This is a genomic window from Methylobacterium sp. WCS2018Hpa-22, from assembly GCF_031843785.1.
In the GTDB taxonomy this organism is placed as follows: domain Bacteria; phylum Pseudomonadota; class Alphaproteobacteria; order Rhizobiales; family Beijerinckiaceae; genus Methylobacterium.
The window spans coordinates 176,258-190,803 of the sequence record NZ_JAVTJA010000002.1 but is presented as its reverse complement, the minus strand read 5'-3'; the positions used below and the strand labels follow the sequence as shown (position 1 = coordinate 190,803).

At 67.3% G+C, this 14,546-nt stretch carries 16 protein-coding genes; 5 read left to right on the top strand and 11 right to left on the bottom strand.

What is annotated here, in order from left to right; genetic code table 11:
* Window positions 1-12 precede the first annotated feature (12 nt).
* Window positions 13-1,224 carry an O-antigen ligase family protein gene (locus RQI43_RS03360; RefSeq protein WP_311274204.1) on the top strand — a complete coding sequence of 404 codons (1,212 nt, stop codon included), beginning with the start codon at window positions 13-15 and terminating at the stop codon, window positions 1,222-1,224.
* 22 nt (window positions 1,225-1,246) lie between these two features.
* Here RQI43_RS03360 and RQI43_RS03355 read toward each other — a convergent pair whose 3' ends face one another.
* Both RQI43_RS03355 and RQI43_RS03350 read right to left on the bottom strand, forming a co-directional pair.
* On the bottom strand, window positions 1,247-2,620 hold the full coding sequence (locus RQI43_RS03355; RefSeq protein WP_311274203.1) for a PleD family two-component system response regulator: 1,374 nt from the start codon (window positions 2,618-2,620) through the stop codon (window positions 1,247-1,249).
* A 56-nt stretch (window positions 2,621-2,676) separates the two neighbouring features.
* Window positions 2,677-3,054 carry a response regulator gene (locus RQI43_RS03350; RefSeq protein ID WP_018045229.1) on the bottom strand — a complete coding sequence of 126 codons (378 nt, stop codon included), beginning with the start codon at window positions 3,052-3,054 and terminating at the stop codon, window positions 2,677-2,679.
* Window positions 3,055-3,130: 76 nt separating this feature from the next.
* Here RQI43_RS03350 and RQI43_RS03345 point away from each other — a divergent pair, with 76 nt between their 5' ends.
* Window positions 3,131-3,436 carry a DUF3572 domain-containing protein gene (locus RQI43_RS03345; RefSeq protein WP_056431966.1) on the top strand — a complete coding sequence of 102 codons (306 nt, stop codon included), beginning with the start codon at window positions 3,131-3,133 and terminating at the stop codon, window positions 3,434-3,436.
* A 123-nt stretch (window positions 3,437-3,559) separates the two neighbouring features.
* Here the strand turns inward: RQI43_RS03345 and RQI43_RS03340 are convergent, their stop codons facing one another.
* Together RQI43_RS03340 and RQI43_RS03335 are read right to left on the bottom strand one after the other, a co-directional pair.
* Window positions 3,560-4,420: a cell envelope integrity EipB family protein gene (locus RQI43_RS03340; protein ID WP_311274202.1), complete on the bottom strand. Its 861-nt coding sequence runs from the start codon at window positions 4,418-4,420 to the stop codon at window positions 3,560-3,562.
* A 139-nt stretch (window positions 4,421-4,559) separates the two neighbouring features.
* On the bottom strand, window positions 4,560-5,303 hold the full coding sequence (locus RQI43_RS03335; RefSeq protein ID WP_311274201.1) for an alpha/beta fold hydrolase: 744 nt from the start codon (window positions 5,301-5,303) through the stop codon (window positions 4,560-4,562).
* Between the two features lie 107 nt (window positions 5,304-5,410).
* Here RQI43_RS03335 and RQI43_RS03330 point away from each other — a divergent pair, with 107 nt between their 5' ends.
* From RQI43_RS03330 to RQI43_RS03320, 3 genes are all read left to right on the top strand, one after another.
* On the top strand, window positions 5,411-6,601 hold the full coding sequence (locus RQI43_RS03330) for an MFS transporter (RefSeq protein WP_311274200.1): 1,191 nt from the start codon (window positions 5,411-5,413) through the stop codon (window positions 6,599-6,601).
* A gap of 26 nt (window positions 6,602-6,627) precedes the next feature.
* Window positions 6,628-8,805 (top strand): primosomal protein N', encoded by a 2,178-nt coding sequence (locus tag RQI43_RS03325; RefSeq protein WP_311274199.1) that lies wholly within the window; start codon window positions 6,628-6,630, stop codon window positions 8,803-8,805.
* Between the two features lie 84 nt (window positions 8,806-8,889).
* Complete coding sequence (locus RQI43_RS03320; RefSeq protein ID WP_056432431.1) at window positions 8,890-9,249, top strand: STAS/SEC14 domain-containing protein; 360 nt, start codon at window positions 8,890-8,892, stop codon at window positions 9,247-9,249.
* Window positions 9,250-9,255: 6 nt separating this feature from the next.
* On the opposite strand, the gene RQI43_RS03315 is transcribed toward RQI43_RS03320, so the two are convergent.
* The 7 genes from RQI43_RS03315 to RQI43_RS03285 all read right to left on the bottom strand — a co-directional run bounded on the left by RQI43_RS03315 (window position 9,256) and on the right by RQI43_RS03285 (window position 14,511).
* On the bottom strand, window positions 9,256-9,648 hold the full coding sequence (locus RQI43_RS03315; RefSeq protein WP_056431979.1) for a hypothetical protein: 393 nt from the start codon (window positions 9,646-9,648) through the stop codon (window positions 9,256-9,258).
* Between the two features lie 313 nt (window positions 9,649-9,961).
* Window positions 9,962-10,951: an asparaginase gene (locus RQI43_RS03310; protein WP_311274198.1), complete on the bottom strand. Its 990-nt coding sequence runs from the start codon at window positions 10,949-10,951 to the stop codon at window positions 9,962-9,964.
* 8 nt (window positions 10,952-10,959) lie between these two features.
* Complete coding sequence (locus RQI43_RS03305) at window positions 10,960-11,166, bottom strand: Trm112 family protein (RefSeq protein WP_056431985.1); 207 nt, start codon at window positions 11,164-11,166, stop codon at window positions 10,960-10,962.
* Window positions 11,167-11,192: 26 nt separating this feature from the next.
* The gene (locus RQI43_RS03300; RefSeq protein WP_056431988.1) at window positions 11,193-11,861 is read right to left on the bottom strand and encodes an LON peptidase substrate-binding domain-containing protein; all 669 of its coding nucleotides are present in this window, start codon (window positions 11,859-11,861) and stop codon (window positions 11,193-11,195) included.
* Between the two features lie 28 nt (window positions 11,862-11,889).
* Complete coding sequence (locus tag RQI43_RS03295; protein WP_056431989.1) at window positions 11,890-12,819, bottom strand: co-chaperone YbbN; 930 nt, start codon at window positions 12,817-12,819, stop codon at window positions 11,890-11,892.
* A gap of 155 nt (window positions 12,820-12,974) precedes the next feature.
* Window positions 12,975-13,532 carry a hypothetical protein gene (locus tag RQI43_RS03290; protein ID WP_405030544.1) on the bottom strand — a complete coding sequence of 186 codons (558 nt, stop codon included), beginning with the start codon at window positions 13,530-13,532 and terminating at the stop codon, window positions 12,975-12,977.
* A 1-nt stretch (window position 13,533) separates the two neighbouring features.
* On the bottom strand, window positions 13,534-14,511 hold the full coding sequence (locus RQI43_RS03285) for a glutathione S-transferase family protein (protein WP_311274197.1): 978 nt from the start codon (window positions 14,509-14,511) through the stop codon (window positions 13,534-13,536).
* Between the last annotated feature and the right edge of the window lie 35 nt (window positions 14,512-14,546).

Genomic DNA, 14,546 nt, shown 5'->3' with positions numbered 1-14,546 from the left:
CGCCCGTCTCCAATGATCTCTTTCCCGCCCCGATCGGAGACGGTCGCGCGCCTGCGCGCCACCGGTGCCATCACACTCGCCATCCTTCCGGTGGCCATGGCGCTGGCCAATCGGTCGAGCCCGACCGTCGTCGGCCTCTCCGCCTCGTTCTTCCTCATCGCCGGGCTGATCGAGGATGCGCGCGGTACGGTGCGGTTCGTGGCGAGGCCGCTCGCCACGCCGATCGGTCTCGCAGTCCTCGGCTTCGTCGTCTGGTCGCTGGCGAGCATCTCCTGGAGCCCGGTGGAGGATCTGTCCTGGCGCAACATGCAGGAATTCCTGCCGACCATCGTGGGGGCCTATCTCCTCGCGCGCCTCGCGCCCGGAAACATGCCGGCCTTCACGCCCCGGCTCGCCGCCTGGTCCATCGCGATCGCCGGGCTCTACATCGTCGTGGCCCTGGCCACCCACCTTCCCCTTCATCGGGCGATGGGCTCACGGGTGGCGCTGTTCGTCTTCAATCGCCCAGCCCTGACGATCGCGCCCGTAATGGGGCCCCTGGCTTATCTTCTCTACCGGCGCGGGCATGGGATCGCGGCGCTTTTGGTAATCGTGATCGGTACCGGGGCCATCCTGCGATCGATTAGCGGCGCCGCCGCCATGGGTCTCGCAGCCGGTGCCATCACGGCCCTCATCGCCGTCCTGACCCCTCGCCGGGTCGGGCTCGCCATCGTGGGCGCTGCCCTGGCTCTCGCCCTCATCCTCTCGCCGGTCGAGGGGGATATTCTTCAGAAAGTCATGCCCGATGCCATCCACGAGCGTCTGGTCCAGAGCAGTTCGCGCGCACGGGTCGCCATCGCTCGCAGCTTCGGCGCGGCCGTAGCCCTCGATCCCTGGCAAGGCGCCGGGTTCGGGACCTCGGCGCGATTCATCGAGACGCCCGTCGCCGCACGGATCGAGCCCGGCCTGCGCCCGATGCTGGCGGTGGGCCACCCACACAACATCTTCCTGCAGATCTGGGCTGAGCTCGGTATCGTCGGCGCGACCCTGGCCGGGGCGATCCTGATGATGATGGTGGCGCTCATCGGACGCCTGCCGCGCGGGGAAAGCGTCATCGCCCTCGGCCTCGTGGGGTCGTGCACGGCCGTCGCCTTCGTGGAGCACGGGGCCTGGCAGGGCTGGTGGATCGCGGCTGTCGGTGCCGCCGTCGCCTGGACGCGCGAGGCTGGCAAGGAGCCGACATGAAACCCGGCCCGTCCTGGCCGCTTCAGGCGGCCTCGGCCTCGACGCGGTTACGGCCGGAGGATTTGGCGCGGTAGAGCGCGAGGTCCGCCCGCTTCAGCATATCGGCCGGTCCCGAATCATCGGCATGGCGGCACGCTACCCCGATGGAGACGGTGACGTGGATGTCCCGCGTTTCCCGCTGGATCAGGAACGGCACCGCTTCGATGCGTTCGCGGATGCGCTCGGCGATGTGATGGGCGGCGTCCGGCTCCGCATCGGGCAGAATGATGACCACCTCTTCGCCGCCATAGCGGGCGACGATATCGATCTCGCGGGTATGCAGGCGGATGCGGTTGGCAAAGGAGCGGAGCACCTCGTCACCGGCATCGTGACCGTAGGTGTCGTTGATCGTTTTGAACCGGTCGATATCGAGCATCAGCATCGAGACGGCGCGGTGACGCGGGGCGGCATCGGCGAACAGCACCGCGAGATGGCTGTCGAGGTAGCGCCGGTTGTGGAGCCCGGTGAGGCCATCCGTGACGGCCATCTCCATGGATGCCTGCACGGCGCCGCGCAGGGTTTCCGAAAAGCGGCTGCGACGCAGCTGTGTGCGCACGCGGGCGACGAGCTCGTTCCGGTCGACCGGGCGCAGCAGATAGTCGTGCACGCCGAATTCGAGGCCGCGGATGACCCGCGCCCTCTCGTTCTCCTCGGCGATCATCATCACCGGCATGTTGCGGATGCGGTCGAGGGACAGGATCTGGCTGCAGAGGCGCAGGCCGTCGAACCCCTGAAGGTCGAGGCTCACGAGAGCCAGCTCGAAATCCCCTTCGATGGCCAGGACCAGGGCCTCGTGCGGATCGGCGACCACGGTGACCCGATGGTGCTGGCTGAGGGCCGCCGATAGCCGCTCGGCCGAGCTCGCCCGATCCTCGACCAGCAGGATCGAGGCATTCTGGCCGTCCTCGGCGGTGGCGAGGGCGAGGGGATCGCCCATGCCGAATTCCCGGGAGGCGAGCGCTCTCTGGCGCAGCTCGTCGGTGACCGCCTTCAGGCGGACGAGGTTGCGTACCCGCGCGAACAGGGCGGTGTCGTCGATGGGCTTCGTCAGGAAGTCGTCTGCCCCCGCATCGAGGCCGCGCAACCTGTCCGCCGGCTGGTCGAGGGCCGTCACCATCACGACCGGAAGGTGGGCGGTGGTCGGACTGCTCTTGAGGCGGCGGCAGACTTCGAACCCGTCCATGCCCGGCATCATCACGTCGAGCAGGACGAGATCGCACAGGCCCTTCTCACAGATCGAGATCGCATCCGGCCCGTTCATGGCCGCCAGAACGTCGAAATACTCGAGCGACAGCTTGGTCTCGAGCAGCTTCACATTCGGAAAGAGATCATCGACGATCAGGATGCGGGCCGACATCGTTCCTCGCTCAAGTTAACGGGCTCGACGGGGCGACCCTGTCGACGGTGTGCTCCTCAACGGGCTCCGTCGCCGAGGTAGAGGCGGACGGTGGCAAGAAACTTGGCGACCGAGATCGGCTTCGACAGATAGGCTTCGCAGCCCCCCTCGCGGATGCGCTCCTCATCGCCCTTCATGGCGAAGGCCGTGATGGCGATGACGGGGATATGCTTGAGGTCGTCGTCTTCCTTCAGCCACTTCGTGACTTCGAGGCCGGAAACCTCGGGAAGCTGGATGTCCATCAGAATCAGGTCGGGACGGTGGGCGCGGGCGAGTTCGATGGCCTCGATCCCGTTGGCCGTCTTGAGAGTCGCGTAGCCATGCCCTTCCAACAGATCGTTGAAGAGCTTCATGTTCAGCTCGTTGTCCTCGACGATGAGCACTGTTTTCGGCATGGCTCATTGTTCCCGGCAGGCTGGCGGCGCATTTTGGAAGGACCGGCGTCCCGCTCGATGAGAACCTAAGGGATACATGTTGACGAAACGCAAATCCGACCGCCCCGATCAATCCGCGGAGCAGGTCGCCATCTCGGTGCTCGGATGGATCGCGGAGGACGGCGACAGGCTCTTGCCGTTCATGGCCTCCTCCGGCCTGACACCAGATACGTTGCGGGAGAGTGCTGCCGATCCCGCCTTTCTCTCGGCGGTCCTCGACCATGTCATGGGCGACGAAGCCGTGCTGATCGCCTGTGCCACGGCGCTCGATATGAAACCGGAGCGCATTGCCGACGCGTGGCGCCGTCTCGGCCCCCCCGATCCCGATGCCGATTTCGGCTGACGCCCCGGTCCGGCGGCCGGCAACGTAAGGCTGCGCGCCGCTACTCCCGTATGGGGGCGACAAGACACGAGTGGTCTCGAGCCTAGGCCCGCCCGCCTCGACGAGGCGGCGGGGCGACTGGCGTCATGGCTTGCACTCGGCCTCGGTCTTGGCCTCGGCCTTGTGCAGGTCGAGACGGCTCAGGTCGCCCGCGATGGTGAAATCACCGTAGTTGAGGCTCAGTCCGCCGCTCACACCATTCTCGTAGAGGAGAAAGGAGAGGACGTAGACCGGGGTGCGCTCGCCCTGTCCGGCGGTGAAGTAGCTGAGGGTCACAGGCCAGCGCCGCATCCCCGCCATCTCGCCCTCCCGCAGGGGCTTGTCGCGGTCGGCCGTGCCATTCTTCGCGGGCTCGTCCGTGGTGACCGGCTTGCCGATCACCGCGAGCGTGTCGAAGATCTTGCGCCCGTCGTCCGACCCGTCGAACACCTTGGCCGACATCGTCGTCTCGCCGGCCTGTGCCGCTTCGATCATGCGGCGCATGTGGAAGGTCGGAAACAATACGGGGCCGGTCTCGGTGTATTGGTCGCGCTTGGGCTCCTTGAGCTTGACCTTCAGCGCCTCGGCGCCGCTCTCGGCTGTCCCATCCACCGCCGTGGATGCGCTGCCGTTGAGCACCGTGTTGGTCTTGAAGCGGAAATGATGTCCGTCGCCGCCCTCGAAGGTGGTGTTGCGCAGGTCGGAAAGGCGCTTGCCGGTCTCGCCGCTGTCGAGTTCCGTCACCTGCCGGGTCTGCATCGTGTAGCCCTTGCAGGCATCGCCTCTGAAATCGAGGACGATGCGACCCCGCGCACTCTCCACCGCCCGCGCGCCCCGGCTCTCGGCCAGCGACAGGTCGTAGACCGCGCGGTGGCCGGCCAGTCGCATCGGCGCGGCCTCGGCGATGGCCGTGAAGGCGGCAAATGCGCCGAACGCGATGGCGAGGGTGGAACTTGGCAACCGCATGAGGTCTCCCGATGGACGCGCCGGTCGAAGGGAACGGCGTGCCGATGCGTCGACACAGATAGGGGGTCGATGCCGGAGCGGCAACGGCGGCGTATTCTGGTGCGGTGGGGCGGGCCTCGAAGGCGGCCGGGCATCGGCCTCATCCACCGAGAAGCGCGACACGTGATTCCTCGCCGGTTCGGTTCTCGCGGAAGCGTCCATGCCGAATAAAGCGCAGGGCGGCCGCGATCGCAGCCCGGTTCAGAATCATCAGGTCATGGGTGGAATGGATCGTCAGATGGTCGGTCATGCCGGCCACGCGGGTTCGCGCCACGCTGACACGGCCGTCATTGGGGCGAGGCAGGATCAGGAAGGATTCGATCAGCCAGATCGAGCGGTCCGCCGCGATGATCCCGAGGGGAAAATCGACCTCGCCGAGGAGCGCGACGAGATCCCGGTCGCGAAAGGTGGTGAGCTGCACCCCCGCCGGGCCGAAGAACAGGCGGTAGGGTAGCATCCGGTGGAGGAAATCGGCGACTTCGCTGCCGCCATTCGGCGTTCCCAGCATCACCACGCGGCCGAGATTGGCCGGGCGATGCCGGTTGATGAGCCCGCGCGCGACGAGGCCGCCCATGGAATGGGTCACGAAATGCACCCGCGCGACCCCGGCGGCGAAACCCGCCACCTGTGGCGCCACCTCGGCGACGATGCTGGCGAGGTCTGCCTTCCGCCCCGGATAATTCAGGTTGAGGGTGAGGAATCCCTCGGCCCTGAAGGCGCGCTCCATCCGCCCGAGGGAGGCCGAGCGGCGCGCGATGCCGTGAAGCAGCACGACGCCTTCCCGGGCGCGGGCTTCCCCTGGCCGATCGTCCGGGCCAAGGAAGGTGAGCGGCAAAGCCGTCATCGGGTGTCTCCCCGCAGCGCATCGCCCGATCATCGGGCTGCCGAAGGGGTAGAGCCCGCCACGGCCATGACGCAAGCGAGGAAACGTCCGATGCCGGCCACACTCGCGTGAGCGCCAGCGCCAAGGATCGCCGAAGCCTGTTCGGCCATCTCGCGCTGTTCACGGCGCTTTATGGCGGGTACGGCGCGCTGTCGCCGTTCCTGCCGCTGTTCCTCGAACAGCGCGGATTGTCGGCGCAGGAGATCGCCTGGCTCCTGGCGATGGCGATGCTGGTGCGGATGGCTGCCGGGCCGCTGGCCGGACGGATCGCCGACCGATGGGGGATCGTCGGCCCGGTCTTCACTCTTGCCGCCGCCCTGACGGGGGTGGCGGCCTCGGCCCATCTGGCGGTTGCTGGTTTCGCCGGTCTCTTCGTCGTCGCTCTCGCCTATGCGGTCTTCACCGCGCCCCTGGCCCCGTTCGCCGATGCCCTCGCCCTCTCGGCCTCGGAAGGTAGGCGACGCTTCGACTATGGCTGGGTGAGGGGGGCCGGTTCGGCCGCCTTCATCCTGGCCACCAGCCTCGCCGGCATGGTGGTGGTGACCGTCGGAATCAGAGGCGCGATCCTCCTCGGGGCGGGGCTCTTCATCGCCGCCGGCTTCGCAGCCTGGACGCTGCCGACCCAGCCGATCGCTGAGCCCGCGAGACCGGCCGCAGGGCGAGGCCTGATGATCGTCCTGGCGAACCGGCGGTTCGGGCTCGTCGTCCTCGCCGCTTCCCTGATCCTCGGCGCCCATGCCTTGCACGACGCTTTCGCGATGATCCTGTGGAGCCGCCATGGCATCACGCCGGATGTCGCCGGGTTGCTCTGGGCGGAGGCGGTGGCGTCGGAAATCGTGGTCTTCCTCGTCGCCGGCCCATGGATCCTGGCGCGGCTAGAACCGGGCCGGGCGATCGGGCTCGCCGCCCTCGTCGGGGCGCTGCGATGGGGGATCAGCGCCGAGACCGTGTCGCTGACCGTGCTCATGGCGATCCAGTGCCTGCACGGGCTCACCTTCGCGCTCCTGCATCTCGCCTGCCTGAAGGAGATCGGTCGCTGCGTGCCGCAGAACCTCACCGTCACGGCCCTGACCCTCTATGGTCCTCTCGGCCTCGGCCTGTCCTCTGCCTTGTTCACGCTTGCGTCCGGTCCGCTCTTCGCCGCTTACGGGGCGTCGGGGTTGTGGGTCATGAGCGGGGTCAGTCTCGCGGCCCTTCCGGTGGCGGTTCTTCTAGCGCGCGGCGAGCGGTCGCGATCGGGCGAGAGAGTACATAGATAGAACATGGTTCCCATGCAGAAGAGCCCATGCCCAGCGTCGCCGATATCCTAATCCCGCTCGCGCTCGACAACGCCTATAGCTACGCCGTGCCCGCAGGGCTGGTCCTTTCGCCGGGCGATGTCGTGCAGGTGCCGCTCGGGCCGCGTGAGACGGTGGGTGTGGTCTGGCAGGTGGCGGAGAGCCCCGGCGGCTCGAACCTGCGGCAGGTGACGGGGCGGGTCGAGGCGCCGGCCCTGTCCGACCCGTTGCGCGAGCTCGTCGATTGGCTCGCCCGCTACACCCTGGCGCCGAAGGGCTCGGCTCTGGCCATGGCCCTGCGCCTGCCCGATGAGGCGGCGCGCGGCGAGACCTCGCGGATCGGCGTGCGCGGTTCGGGCAAGCCGCCCGCCCGGCCGACCGCGGCGCGGATGAAGGTGCTGGCAGTCACCGCCGATGGGGCGATGCGCGGCAAGAGCGCGCTCGCCAAGGAGGCGGGCGTCTCGCTCAGCGTGGTCGACGGCCTCATCGACGATGGCGCCCTCGAAGCCCTGGCTCTGGCACCGGAGCCGGTGGCGCTCCCGCCCGATCCGGACCACGAGCGCGTCCCCCTGTCGGAGGCGCAAGACCAAGCGGCCCGTGACCTCATCGGCCTGGCCTTTCCCGCGCCGGAGGATGCGAAAGCGCCGACGATCCTCCTCGAAGGCGTCACCGGCTCGGGCAAGACCGAGGTCTATTTCGAAGCCGTGGCCGAAGCCGTCCGGCGCGGGCACCAGGCCCTCATCCTGATGCCGGAAATCGCCCTGACGGCGCAGTTCCTCGACCGGTTCGCCGAGCGTTTCGGCGTCCGCCCGGCGACCTGGCATTCCGGCATCGGCTCGAAGCGCCGCGAGCGCCTGCGCGCCGGCGTGGCGGCGGGCGAGGTCTCGGTGGTGGTCGGCGCGCGCTCCGCCCTGTTCCTGCCCTTCACCGATCTTGGCCTCGTCGTCGTCGATGAGGAGCACGAGGCGGCCTACAAGCAGGAAGACGGGGTGCATTACCATGCCCGTGACATGGCGGTGGTACGCGGCCGGCTGGAGAACTGCCCTGTGGTCCTCGCCTCGGCGACGCCCTCAATCGAGACCAAGGTCAATGCCGAGAAAGGGCGCTACGCCCATATCGTCCTGCCCGAACGCTTCGGCGGGCGGCGGCTGCCGGATATCCACGCCATCGACATGCGCCTGGACAAGCCGGAGAAGGGCCGCTTCATCGCCCCGCCCCTGGTCAATGCCGTCCGTGCCACGATCGAGGCCGGCGATCAGGCGCTTCTGTTCCTCAACCGGCGGGGCTATGCGCCGCTCACCCTGTGCCGTGCCTGCGGCCACCGCTACCAGTGCCGCAACTGCTCGACCTGGCTGGTGGAGCACCGCTTCCGCAAGGCCCTGGTCTGCCACCAATGCGGCTATGCCGAGCGCCGGCCCGATGCCTGTACCGAATGCGGCACGTTCGACAACCTCACCCCCTGCGGGCCGGGGGTCGAACGCATCGCCGAGGAGGTGACGGAGCTGTTCCCCGACAAGCGCATCATCGTGCTCTCCTCCGACTTTCCCGGCGGCGCCGAGCGCCTGCGCGCCGAGTTGCATAGCGTGGCGGACGGGGAATGCGACATCGTCATCGGCACGCAATTGGTCGCCAAGGGCCATAACTTCCCGCACCTGACCCTGGTGGGCGTGCTCGATGCCGATATCGGCCTGACCTCGGGCGATCCCCGCGCGGCGGAGCGGACCTTCCAGTTGCTGCAGCAGGTGACGGGCCGTGCCGGGCGCGGCGAGAAGCCGGGGCGTGCCCTGGTCCAGACCTACCAGCCGGACCATCCGGTGATCGCGGCCCTGCTTTCCGGCGACGCGACGCGGTTCTACGAGGAGGAAATCGCCGCTCGGGAAGCGGCGGGACTGCCGCCCTTCGGGCGTCTCGCCGCCCTCATCGTCTCGGCCAATGAGCGCGAGACCGCCGAGGCGCATGGGCAGGCCCTGGCCCGTGCCGCCGATCCGCCCGATGGTGTGATGGTGTTGGGGCCGGCGGAAGCGCCGCTCGCGCTGATCCGGGGGCGCTACCGGTTTCGCCTGCTGGTCAAGACCGAGCGGGCGGTCGATCTCCAGTCGTATCTTCGCGATTGGCTGAAGCGGGGACCGAAGGTTCGCGGCAACGTGAAGGTCGCCATCGACGTAGACCCTCAGAGTTTCCTATAACCCTGGCCTGACGTTCGCTTGGGTAGCGTTCGACCTGAAGACCTAACGCCCTGAAGATCTTCGACCCCACGAGGAGTGCTGCACGTGCTGACCTACACCAAGAACCCGGATTCGACCGTCGCGGAAATCGTCGTGGATGGGCAGATCACCGACCAGGACATGAACACCGTGATCGCCGCCATGCAGGCCGACCTCGACAAGGGCGGCAAGCTCAAGCTTCTGGAGGACGTGCGCGAGTTCAAGGGCATGGAGCCCGCGGCCTTCTTCAAGGACGTCCGCTTCGGTCTCGCCATGATGAAGGGCGTCAGCCACGTCGCGCTCGTCACCGACGCATCCTGGCTGCGGATGATCGCCGATACGTTCGGCAAGGTGTCCCCGGCGCAGATCAAGACCTTCGACCGCGCCCATATCGATGAGGCACGGAGCTGGCTCGCCGCCGCTTAACGCACCCTACTCGGCCTGGGCGGTGCGCGTGGTCTGACGCCGCGCCGTCCAGCGCCCCGAGCAGAGCGGGGAAACCTTCCAGGTGCCGCTGCCCGAACGGGCGTCGAGCCGGCCAGAAGCCGCACCGCTCGCGCCGCCATTCGAGACATTGAGCCCCACCGTTCCGTCGGTGCCGACGCGGCCGGTCATCGTCGCGCGGTCGGCCGACGAGATGAGCCGAACCTGACCGTCCTGCACCGAGACCGAATAGCTGTAGCGGCTGTCGCAGATGCCGCTCTCGGTCACGAGCTCGACGGACCACGCGCCGTTGAAATTGCCGCCCTCGCGGCTGACGGCCGGTTGAAGATGAGCGGATGAGAGTCCGGCTCCGAGCGCCAGCACAGCCACGAGTTTCGACATGTTTCCCCCTGAGTTGAGATAGTTCACAGATTCCCACGGGCAGCCTTTCGGCGCTCTTGAGAGGAATCCTGCGTTCTGTGAGTTGTTGGATTGTATAGATCTAGGATGCTCAGGGCAAATTTATGGCATCGGCCAAGTTAAGCTTCGCCGTTCTCGTATGCAGACGGTGGCGAATGCTCGAGCGAAATGTCGAGCGGGAGCGTGCAAATCGGGCGCGGCGTGACATGGCGTGCAAACTATAGCCAAGTCGGGATCGCTTCGATGTTGGCAATGCTTCGGTGCCGGGCGATGGCACCTCAGATCAACGCTCGTTTCAACGATCGAAATAGGCCTGCAACGCGTCACGGTCCCGAGTGATCGGGAGCGCGAGGAGGGCGAGCACACGGGCCTTGTCCGGCGACAGGTCGTCGGCGAATACGGCGCCCTCCGCCTTCAAGGTGCTCCCGCCGCCGGGGAAGCCGTAGACGGGCAGGGCGCGGCCGTTCTCCAGCTTGGTGGCGATGACGATGCCGACACCCTGGGCGATGGCGCTCCTGATCGCATCGAGGAGCGCGGCATTGACGTTGCCCATGCCGAGGGCGGCCACCACGATCCCTTCCGCGCCGCTCTCCACGGCATGGCGGATCTGGCTGCCATCGGCACCGGCATACATCGACACGATGGCGATTCTGGCGAGCCGTTCGGGCAGCGGCAGGGTCTGCCGTCGCAGGGGCGTCCGGCGGATCACCACGCGATCCTCGTCGATGGTGCCGAGATAGCCGGTCTCGCCGGAATGGAAGGTCTCCACATTGTGGGTGTGGGTCTTCCTCACCTCACGCGCGGCGTTGATCGCGTGGTTGAGGGTCACCGTCACGCCAAGGGATGCGGCGGTGGGCGTGAGGATCTGGCGCACCGCATTGAGCAGGTTGCGGGCCCCGTCACTGTCGGGGTCGGAGGCGTTGCGCTGCGCGCCGATGACGACGACCGGCTTGTCGCTGCGCAGCGTCAGATCGAGGAAATAGGCTGTGGTGTCGAGGGTGTCGGTCCCGTGCAGGACCACGACTCCGGCGATCTCGGGATCGGCGAGCAATCCCTCGACGGTCCGTGTCAGCGAGGGCCACAGGTCCGGGCCCATCTCCGCGCTCGGGATGTTGGAGAACTCCGTCACGGTGATCCGCGCGAGCTTCTCCAGGCCCGGCGCGGCGGCGACGAGGTCGGCTCCGGACAAAGCCGGCACCGGTGCATGGGTCACCGGGTCGGTTTTCATCGCGATGGTGCCGCCTGTGGCGACGATGGCGACGGTGGGGAGAACGACGTCCGTCACCTTTCGCCTCAGTCGTTCAGGGGCCGCGCTTCCTCGGGCAGCATGATCGGGATGCCGTCCCGGATCGGATAGGCGAGCTTGGCCGAACGGCTGATCAGCTCCTGGCGGGCGGAATCGTACTCGAGCGACTGCTTGGTCAGGGGGCAGACCAGGAGTTCGAGGAGCTTGGGGTCGACGCGCGTGGCTTCCACGGCGTTGGGGATCTCGTCTGCCATCGTGTCCTATCCTCGGGTCAACGGAGTCACTGCAGGGTCGGTTCGGACCCCGATCCGCGCACCAACTCCATCTCGGTCACCGCAATCAAGACCTCGGCGCGGGTCTTGAGGTCGGCCGCCTCCAGCATCGCCTGTTTTTCTCGCGAGCCGAACGGGCTCATCATGCAGAGGGCGTTGACGAGGGCTTCGTTCGGCGCCTCGTCGATCCCGGCCCAATCGACCTTGAGGTCGTTGACCTCGACGAAGTCCCGAAGCGCCTTCAGCACGCCCTCGCGGTCCACCGCCTCTTCGCCGGCCCTCGGTTCGAAATCGCTGAGGAAATCGTCGTAGGAGACCTGGCAGCGGCGGTAGCGGGTGGTGGTGGCGAGCTCGCTCTCCACACGAAACCGGCTGATCCCGGTGAGGGAGATCAGGTAGCGCCCATCGCCGGTCTCGGCGAACTGGGTGATCCGGCCGAGGCAGCCGACGCGAAACAGCTTCGGCGTCATCGGCGACGATCCGCTCTCAACGTCGGGCTGGATCATGCCGATGACCCGGTCCGTCCTCAGCGCGTCGTCCACCATGGCGAGGTAGCGCGGTTCGAAGATGTTCAGCGGCATCTGTCCGCGAGGCAGCAGCAAAGCGCCGGGCAGAGGAAAGACAGGGATGACGCCGGGGCAATCGCCCGGTCCTTTATAGCCCGAATGGGTGCTCATCGCCTGTCTCCGCCCTGGCGTTTCTGCGTCACGCGAAGACCAGCGTCGAAAGTCGTCGCCGGCCGCGGATCGAGGCCTTGTCCATCAAGCCCCAGGCCTCGAAGAAGGTCAGCAGCTGCTTGCGCGCCGCGCCGTCGTTCCAGGTCTTGTCGCGGCGCTCGATCTCGATCAGTTCGTCCACCGCCTCGTCCCGCTTGCCGAGCCCGTTGAGCCCGAGGGCGAAGTCGAACCGGGCCTGGAAATCGGCCGGGTCGGCGGCGATGCGCTTCTGGAAGACACCGAGATCGCCGAGGGACGCGGCCTGTTCGGCGAGCTCCACCGCCGCGCGGATGCCGGCGAGGGCCGGGTCACCGGTTTTCTCCGGCGGCGCCATGTCGAGGATCTGGCGGGCGTTGGCGATCTCGCCGGCATCGAGCTGGATCTTCGCGAGCGCCGCGAGGGCCACCAGATTTCCCGGCTCCTCACCCAAAACTGCGGCATAGAGCTCGGACGCACCGGCGAAATCGCCTTCGCCGAGCGCGACCTCCGCCTCGGCCATCATCGCCTCCACCGGCGTCGGGCCGGCGGGACCGGCGAGGCGGCCGATGAATTCCTTGATCTCGCTCTCCGGCAGCGCGCCGACGAAACCGTCGACGGGACGCCCCTTGTCGATGGCGATGACGGCGGGGATCGATTGCAGCCCGAGCTGCTGGCTGATCTGGCTCCAGATCGCCGGATTCTCATCAATGTTCACCTTGGCCAGGATGACCCCGCCCTTGGCGGCGGTCACCGCCTTCTCGAGCAGCGGCGTCAGCTGCTTGCACGGGCCGCACCACGTGGCCCAGAAATCCACCAGCACCGGCTGCGTCATCGATGCGGTGATCACCTCCTCGCGGAAGGTCGCGGAGGTGACATCCTTGATGAGGTTCTGGGGGCCGCCGGCGGGGGTCGCCCCGGCGGTGGAAACGTCGTTCAGCATGCCATCCTCAACTCTAGCGGCCCGATCGTCGGCACGAGGCCGGTCTCGCCGATCACATATCACCGAGCCCTAGATGGGCGCGATGTCGCAGCGAGACCAGAGCGCCTTCGCGTCTATCCCGCTTCTCCATGCAAGACCCGGACGGCTCGTCCGCCTCAGGGCTTGGGTGCGGTCGGCGGGGCCTTCGCATCGGTGACGAACCGCGCCTCGTACCGACCCTTGGCGGCATTCGCCTCGCAGGTGATCGCGGTCTTTCCCTCGGATGGCGTGCTGAAGCTGCAGGAGCCGACGGCGACGAGCGGCCCACGGACCACCCCTTCGCTGGTCGTCTCGCTCGGCACGACGAGGTTGATCGGCTGAAGCGCGTCGGTCTCCTCGGTGCGCTCCTGCTGGGCGCCGCTGCCGCTGAAGCTCAGGCCGCGCCCATCCCATGCCGAGAAATCGAAGCTCGCCCGGTTGCGGGACACGGTGTTCATCATCGTGTCCTTGCAGTTCTGGGTGATGTCTAACCCGGCGACGATCAGCTTTTCGCAAGAGCCTTCGAGCTTGATCGCCATCTGGGCCGAAGCAGGAACCGCCATCGCAAGCGCCAGACAGAGACCGGGCAGGCTCGAGCGGGTCGCGGGCCGAAGAAAGGAGGATCGTGTCGTCATCACGCAGATGTATGTCCCCCATTCGATCTGTCGAGGGCCGATCGCGTCGAACCGCGTCATCTCAGGCTCCGAAGCGCGAGGCGCGATCATTGGGCGCGTCGAGATCGAGTTCGGGGCCTTTCGGCACGATGCCGGTCGGGTTGATGGTCGGATGGCTCTCGTAATAGTGGCGCTTGATGTGGACGAGATCGACGGTCCCGGCGACGCCCGGCAGGGCGTAGAGGTCGCGCAGGTAGTGCGACAGGTTCGGGTAGTCGGCGATCCGGCGCAGGTTGCACTTGAAGTGGCCGACATAGACCGGGTCGAACCGCACCAGGGTCGTGAACAGGCGGATATCGGCCTCGGTGAGCGCTGAGCCACAGAGGTAGCGCGCCCGGCCCAGGCGCTCGTCGAGGGAATCGAGTTCCGCGAACAGGGCGTCGAAGGCTTCCTCGTAGGCCTCCTGCTTCGTCGCGAAGCCGGCCTTGTACACGCCGTTATTCACCGCGTCGTAGACCCGTGCGTTGATTGCATCGATCTCGCCGCGCAGCGCCTCTGGATAGAGATCGGGTCCAGTCCCGCCGAAGGCGTCGTTCAGCATCCGGATGATTTCGGAGGATTCGTTGGACACGATGGTGCGGCGCTGCTTGTCCCATAGGATCGGCACCGTGACCCGACCGGTGAAGTCGGGCACAGCCGCGAGGTAGACCTCGTAGAGGCGGCTCGCGCCGTTCACCGTATCGGGCGTCGCCCCCGGCGTGTCTCCGAAGACCCAGCCGTCCGGCCCCATCAGCGGATCGACCACCGAAACGGAGATGGCGTCCTCGAGACCTTTCAGTGCGCGGACGATCAGCGTGCGATGGGCCCAAGGGCAGGCGAGCGAGACGTAGAGGTGATAGCGCCCGGCCTCACCCGGAAAGCCGCCTTCGCCAGACGGGCCCGGCTTGCCGTCGGCTGTGACCCAGTTGCGGAACTTCGCGTCGGTTCGCTTGAAGCGCCCGCCGGTCTCCTTGGTGTCATACCACTTGTCCTGCCAGACGCCGTCGACCAGAAGTCCCATGCCCGATCCCTCTCCCGTGCTTGGCTCGATTCAGA

Bases quoted from the DNA above. Each gene is read 5' to 3' on its own strand.
- RQI43_RS03360 (WP_311274204.1), top strand. From the start codon at position 13: ATGATCTCTTTCCCGCCCCGATCGGAGACGGTCGCGCGCCTGCGCGCC.
- RQI43_RS03355 (WP_311274203.1), bottom strand. From the start codon at position 2,620: ATGTCGGCCCGCATCCTGATCGTCGATGATCTCTTTCCGAATGTGAAG.
- RQI43_RS03350 (WP_018045229.1), bottom strand. From the start codon at position 3,054: ATGCCGAAAACAGTGCTCATCGTCGAGGACAACGAGCTGAACATGAAG.
- RQI43_RS03345 (WP_056431966.1), top strand. From the start codon at position 3,131: ATGTTGACGAAACGCAAATCCGACCGCCCCGATCAATCCGCGGAGCAG.
- RQI43_RS03340 (WP_311274202.1), bottom strand. From the start codon at position 4,420: ATGCGGTTGCCAAGTTCCACCCTCGCCATCGCGTTCGGCGCATTTGCC.
- RQI43_RS03335 (WP_311274201.1), bottom strand. From the start codon at position 5,303: ATGACGGCTTTGCCGCTCACCTTCCTTGGCCCGGACGATCGGCCAGGG.
- RQI43_RS03325 (WP_311274199.1), top strand. From the start codon at position 6,628: ATGCCCAGCGTCGCCGATATCCTAATCCCGCTCGCGCTCGACAACGCC.
- RQI43_RS03315 (WP_056431979.1), bottom strand. From the start codon at position 9,648: ATGTCGAAACTCGTGGCTGTGCTGGCGCTCGGAGCCGGACTCTCATCC.
- RQI43_RS03305 (WP_056431985.1), bottom strand. From the start codon at position 11,166: ATGGCAGACGAGATCCCCAACGCCGTGGAAGCCACGCGCGTCGACCCC.
- RQI43_RS03300 (WP_056431988.1), bottom strand. From the start codon at position 11,861: ATGAGCACCCATTCGGGCTATAAAGGACCGGGCGATTGCCCCGGCGTC.
- RQI43_RS03295 (WP_056431989.1), bottom strand. From the start codon at position 12,819: ATGCTGAACGACGTTTCCACCGCCGGGGCGACCCCCGCCGGCGGCCCC.
- RQI43_RS03290 (WP_405030544.1), bottom strand. From the start codon at position 13,532: ATGACGCGGTTCGACGCGATCGGCCCTCGACAGATCGAATGGGGGACA.
- RQI43_RS03285 (WP_311274197.1), bottom strand. From the start codon at position 14,511: ATGGGACTTCTGGTCGACGGCGTCTGGCAGGACAAGTGGTATGACACC.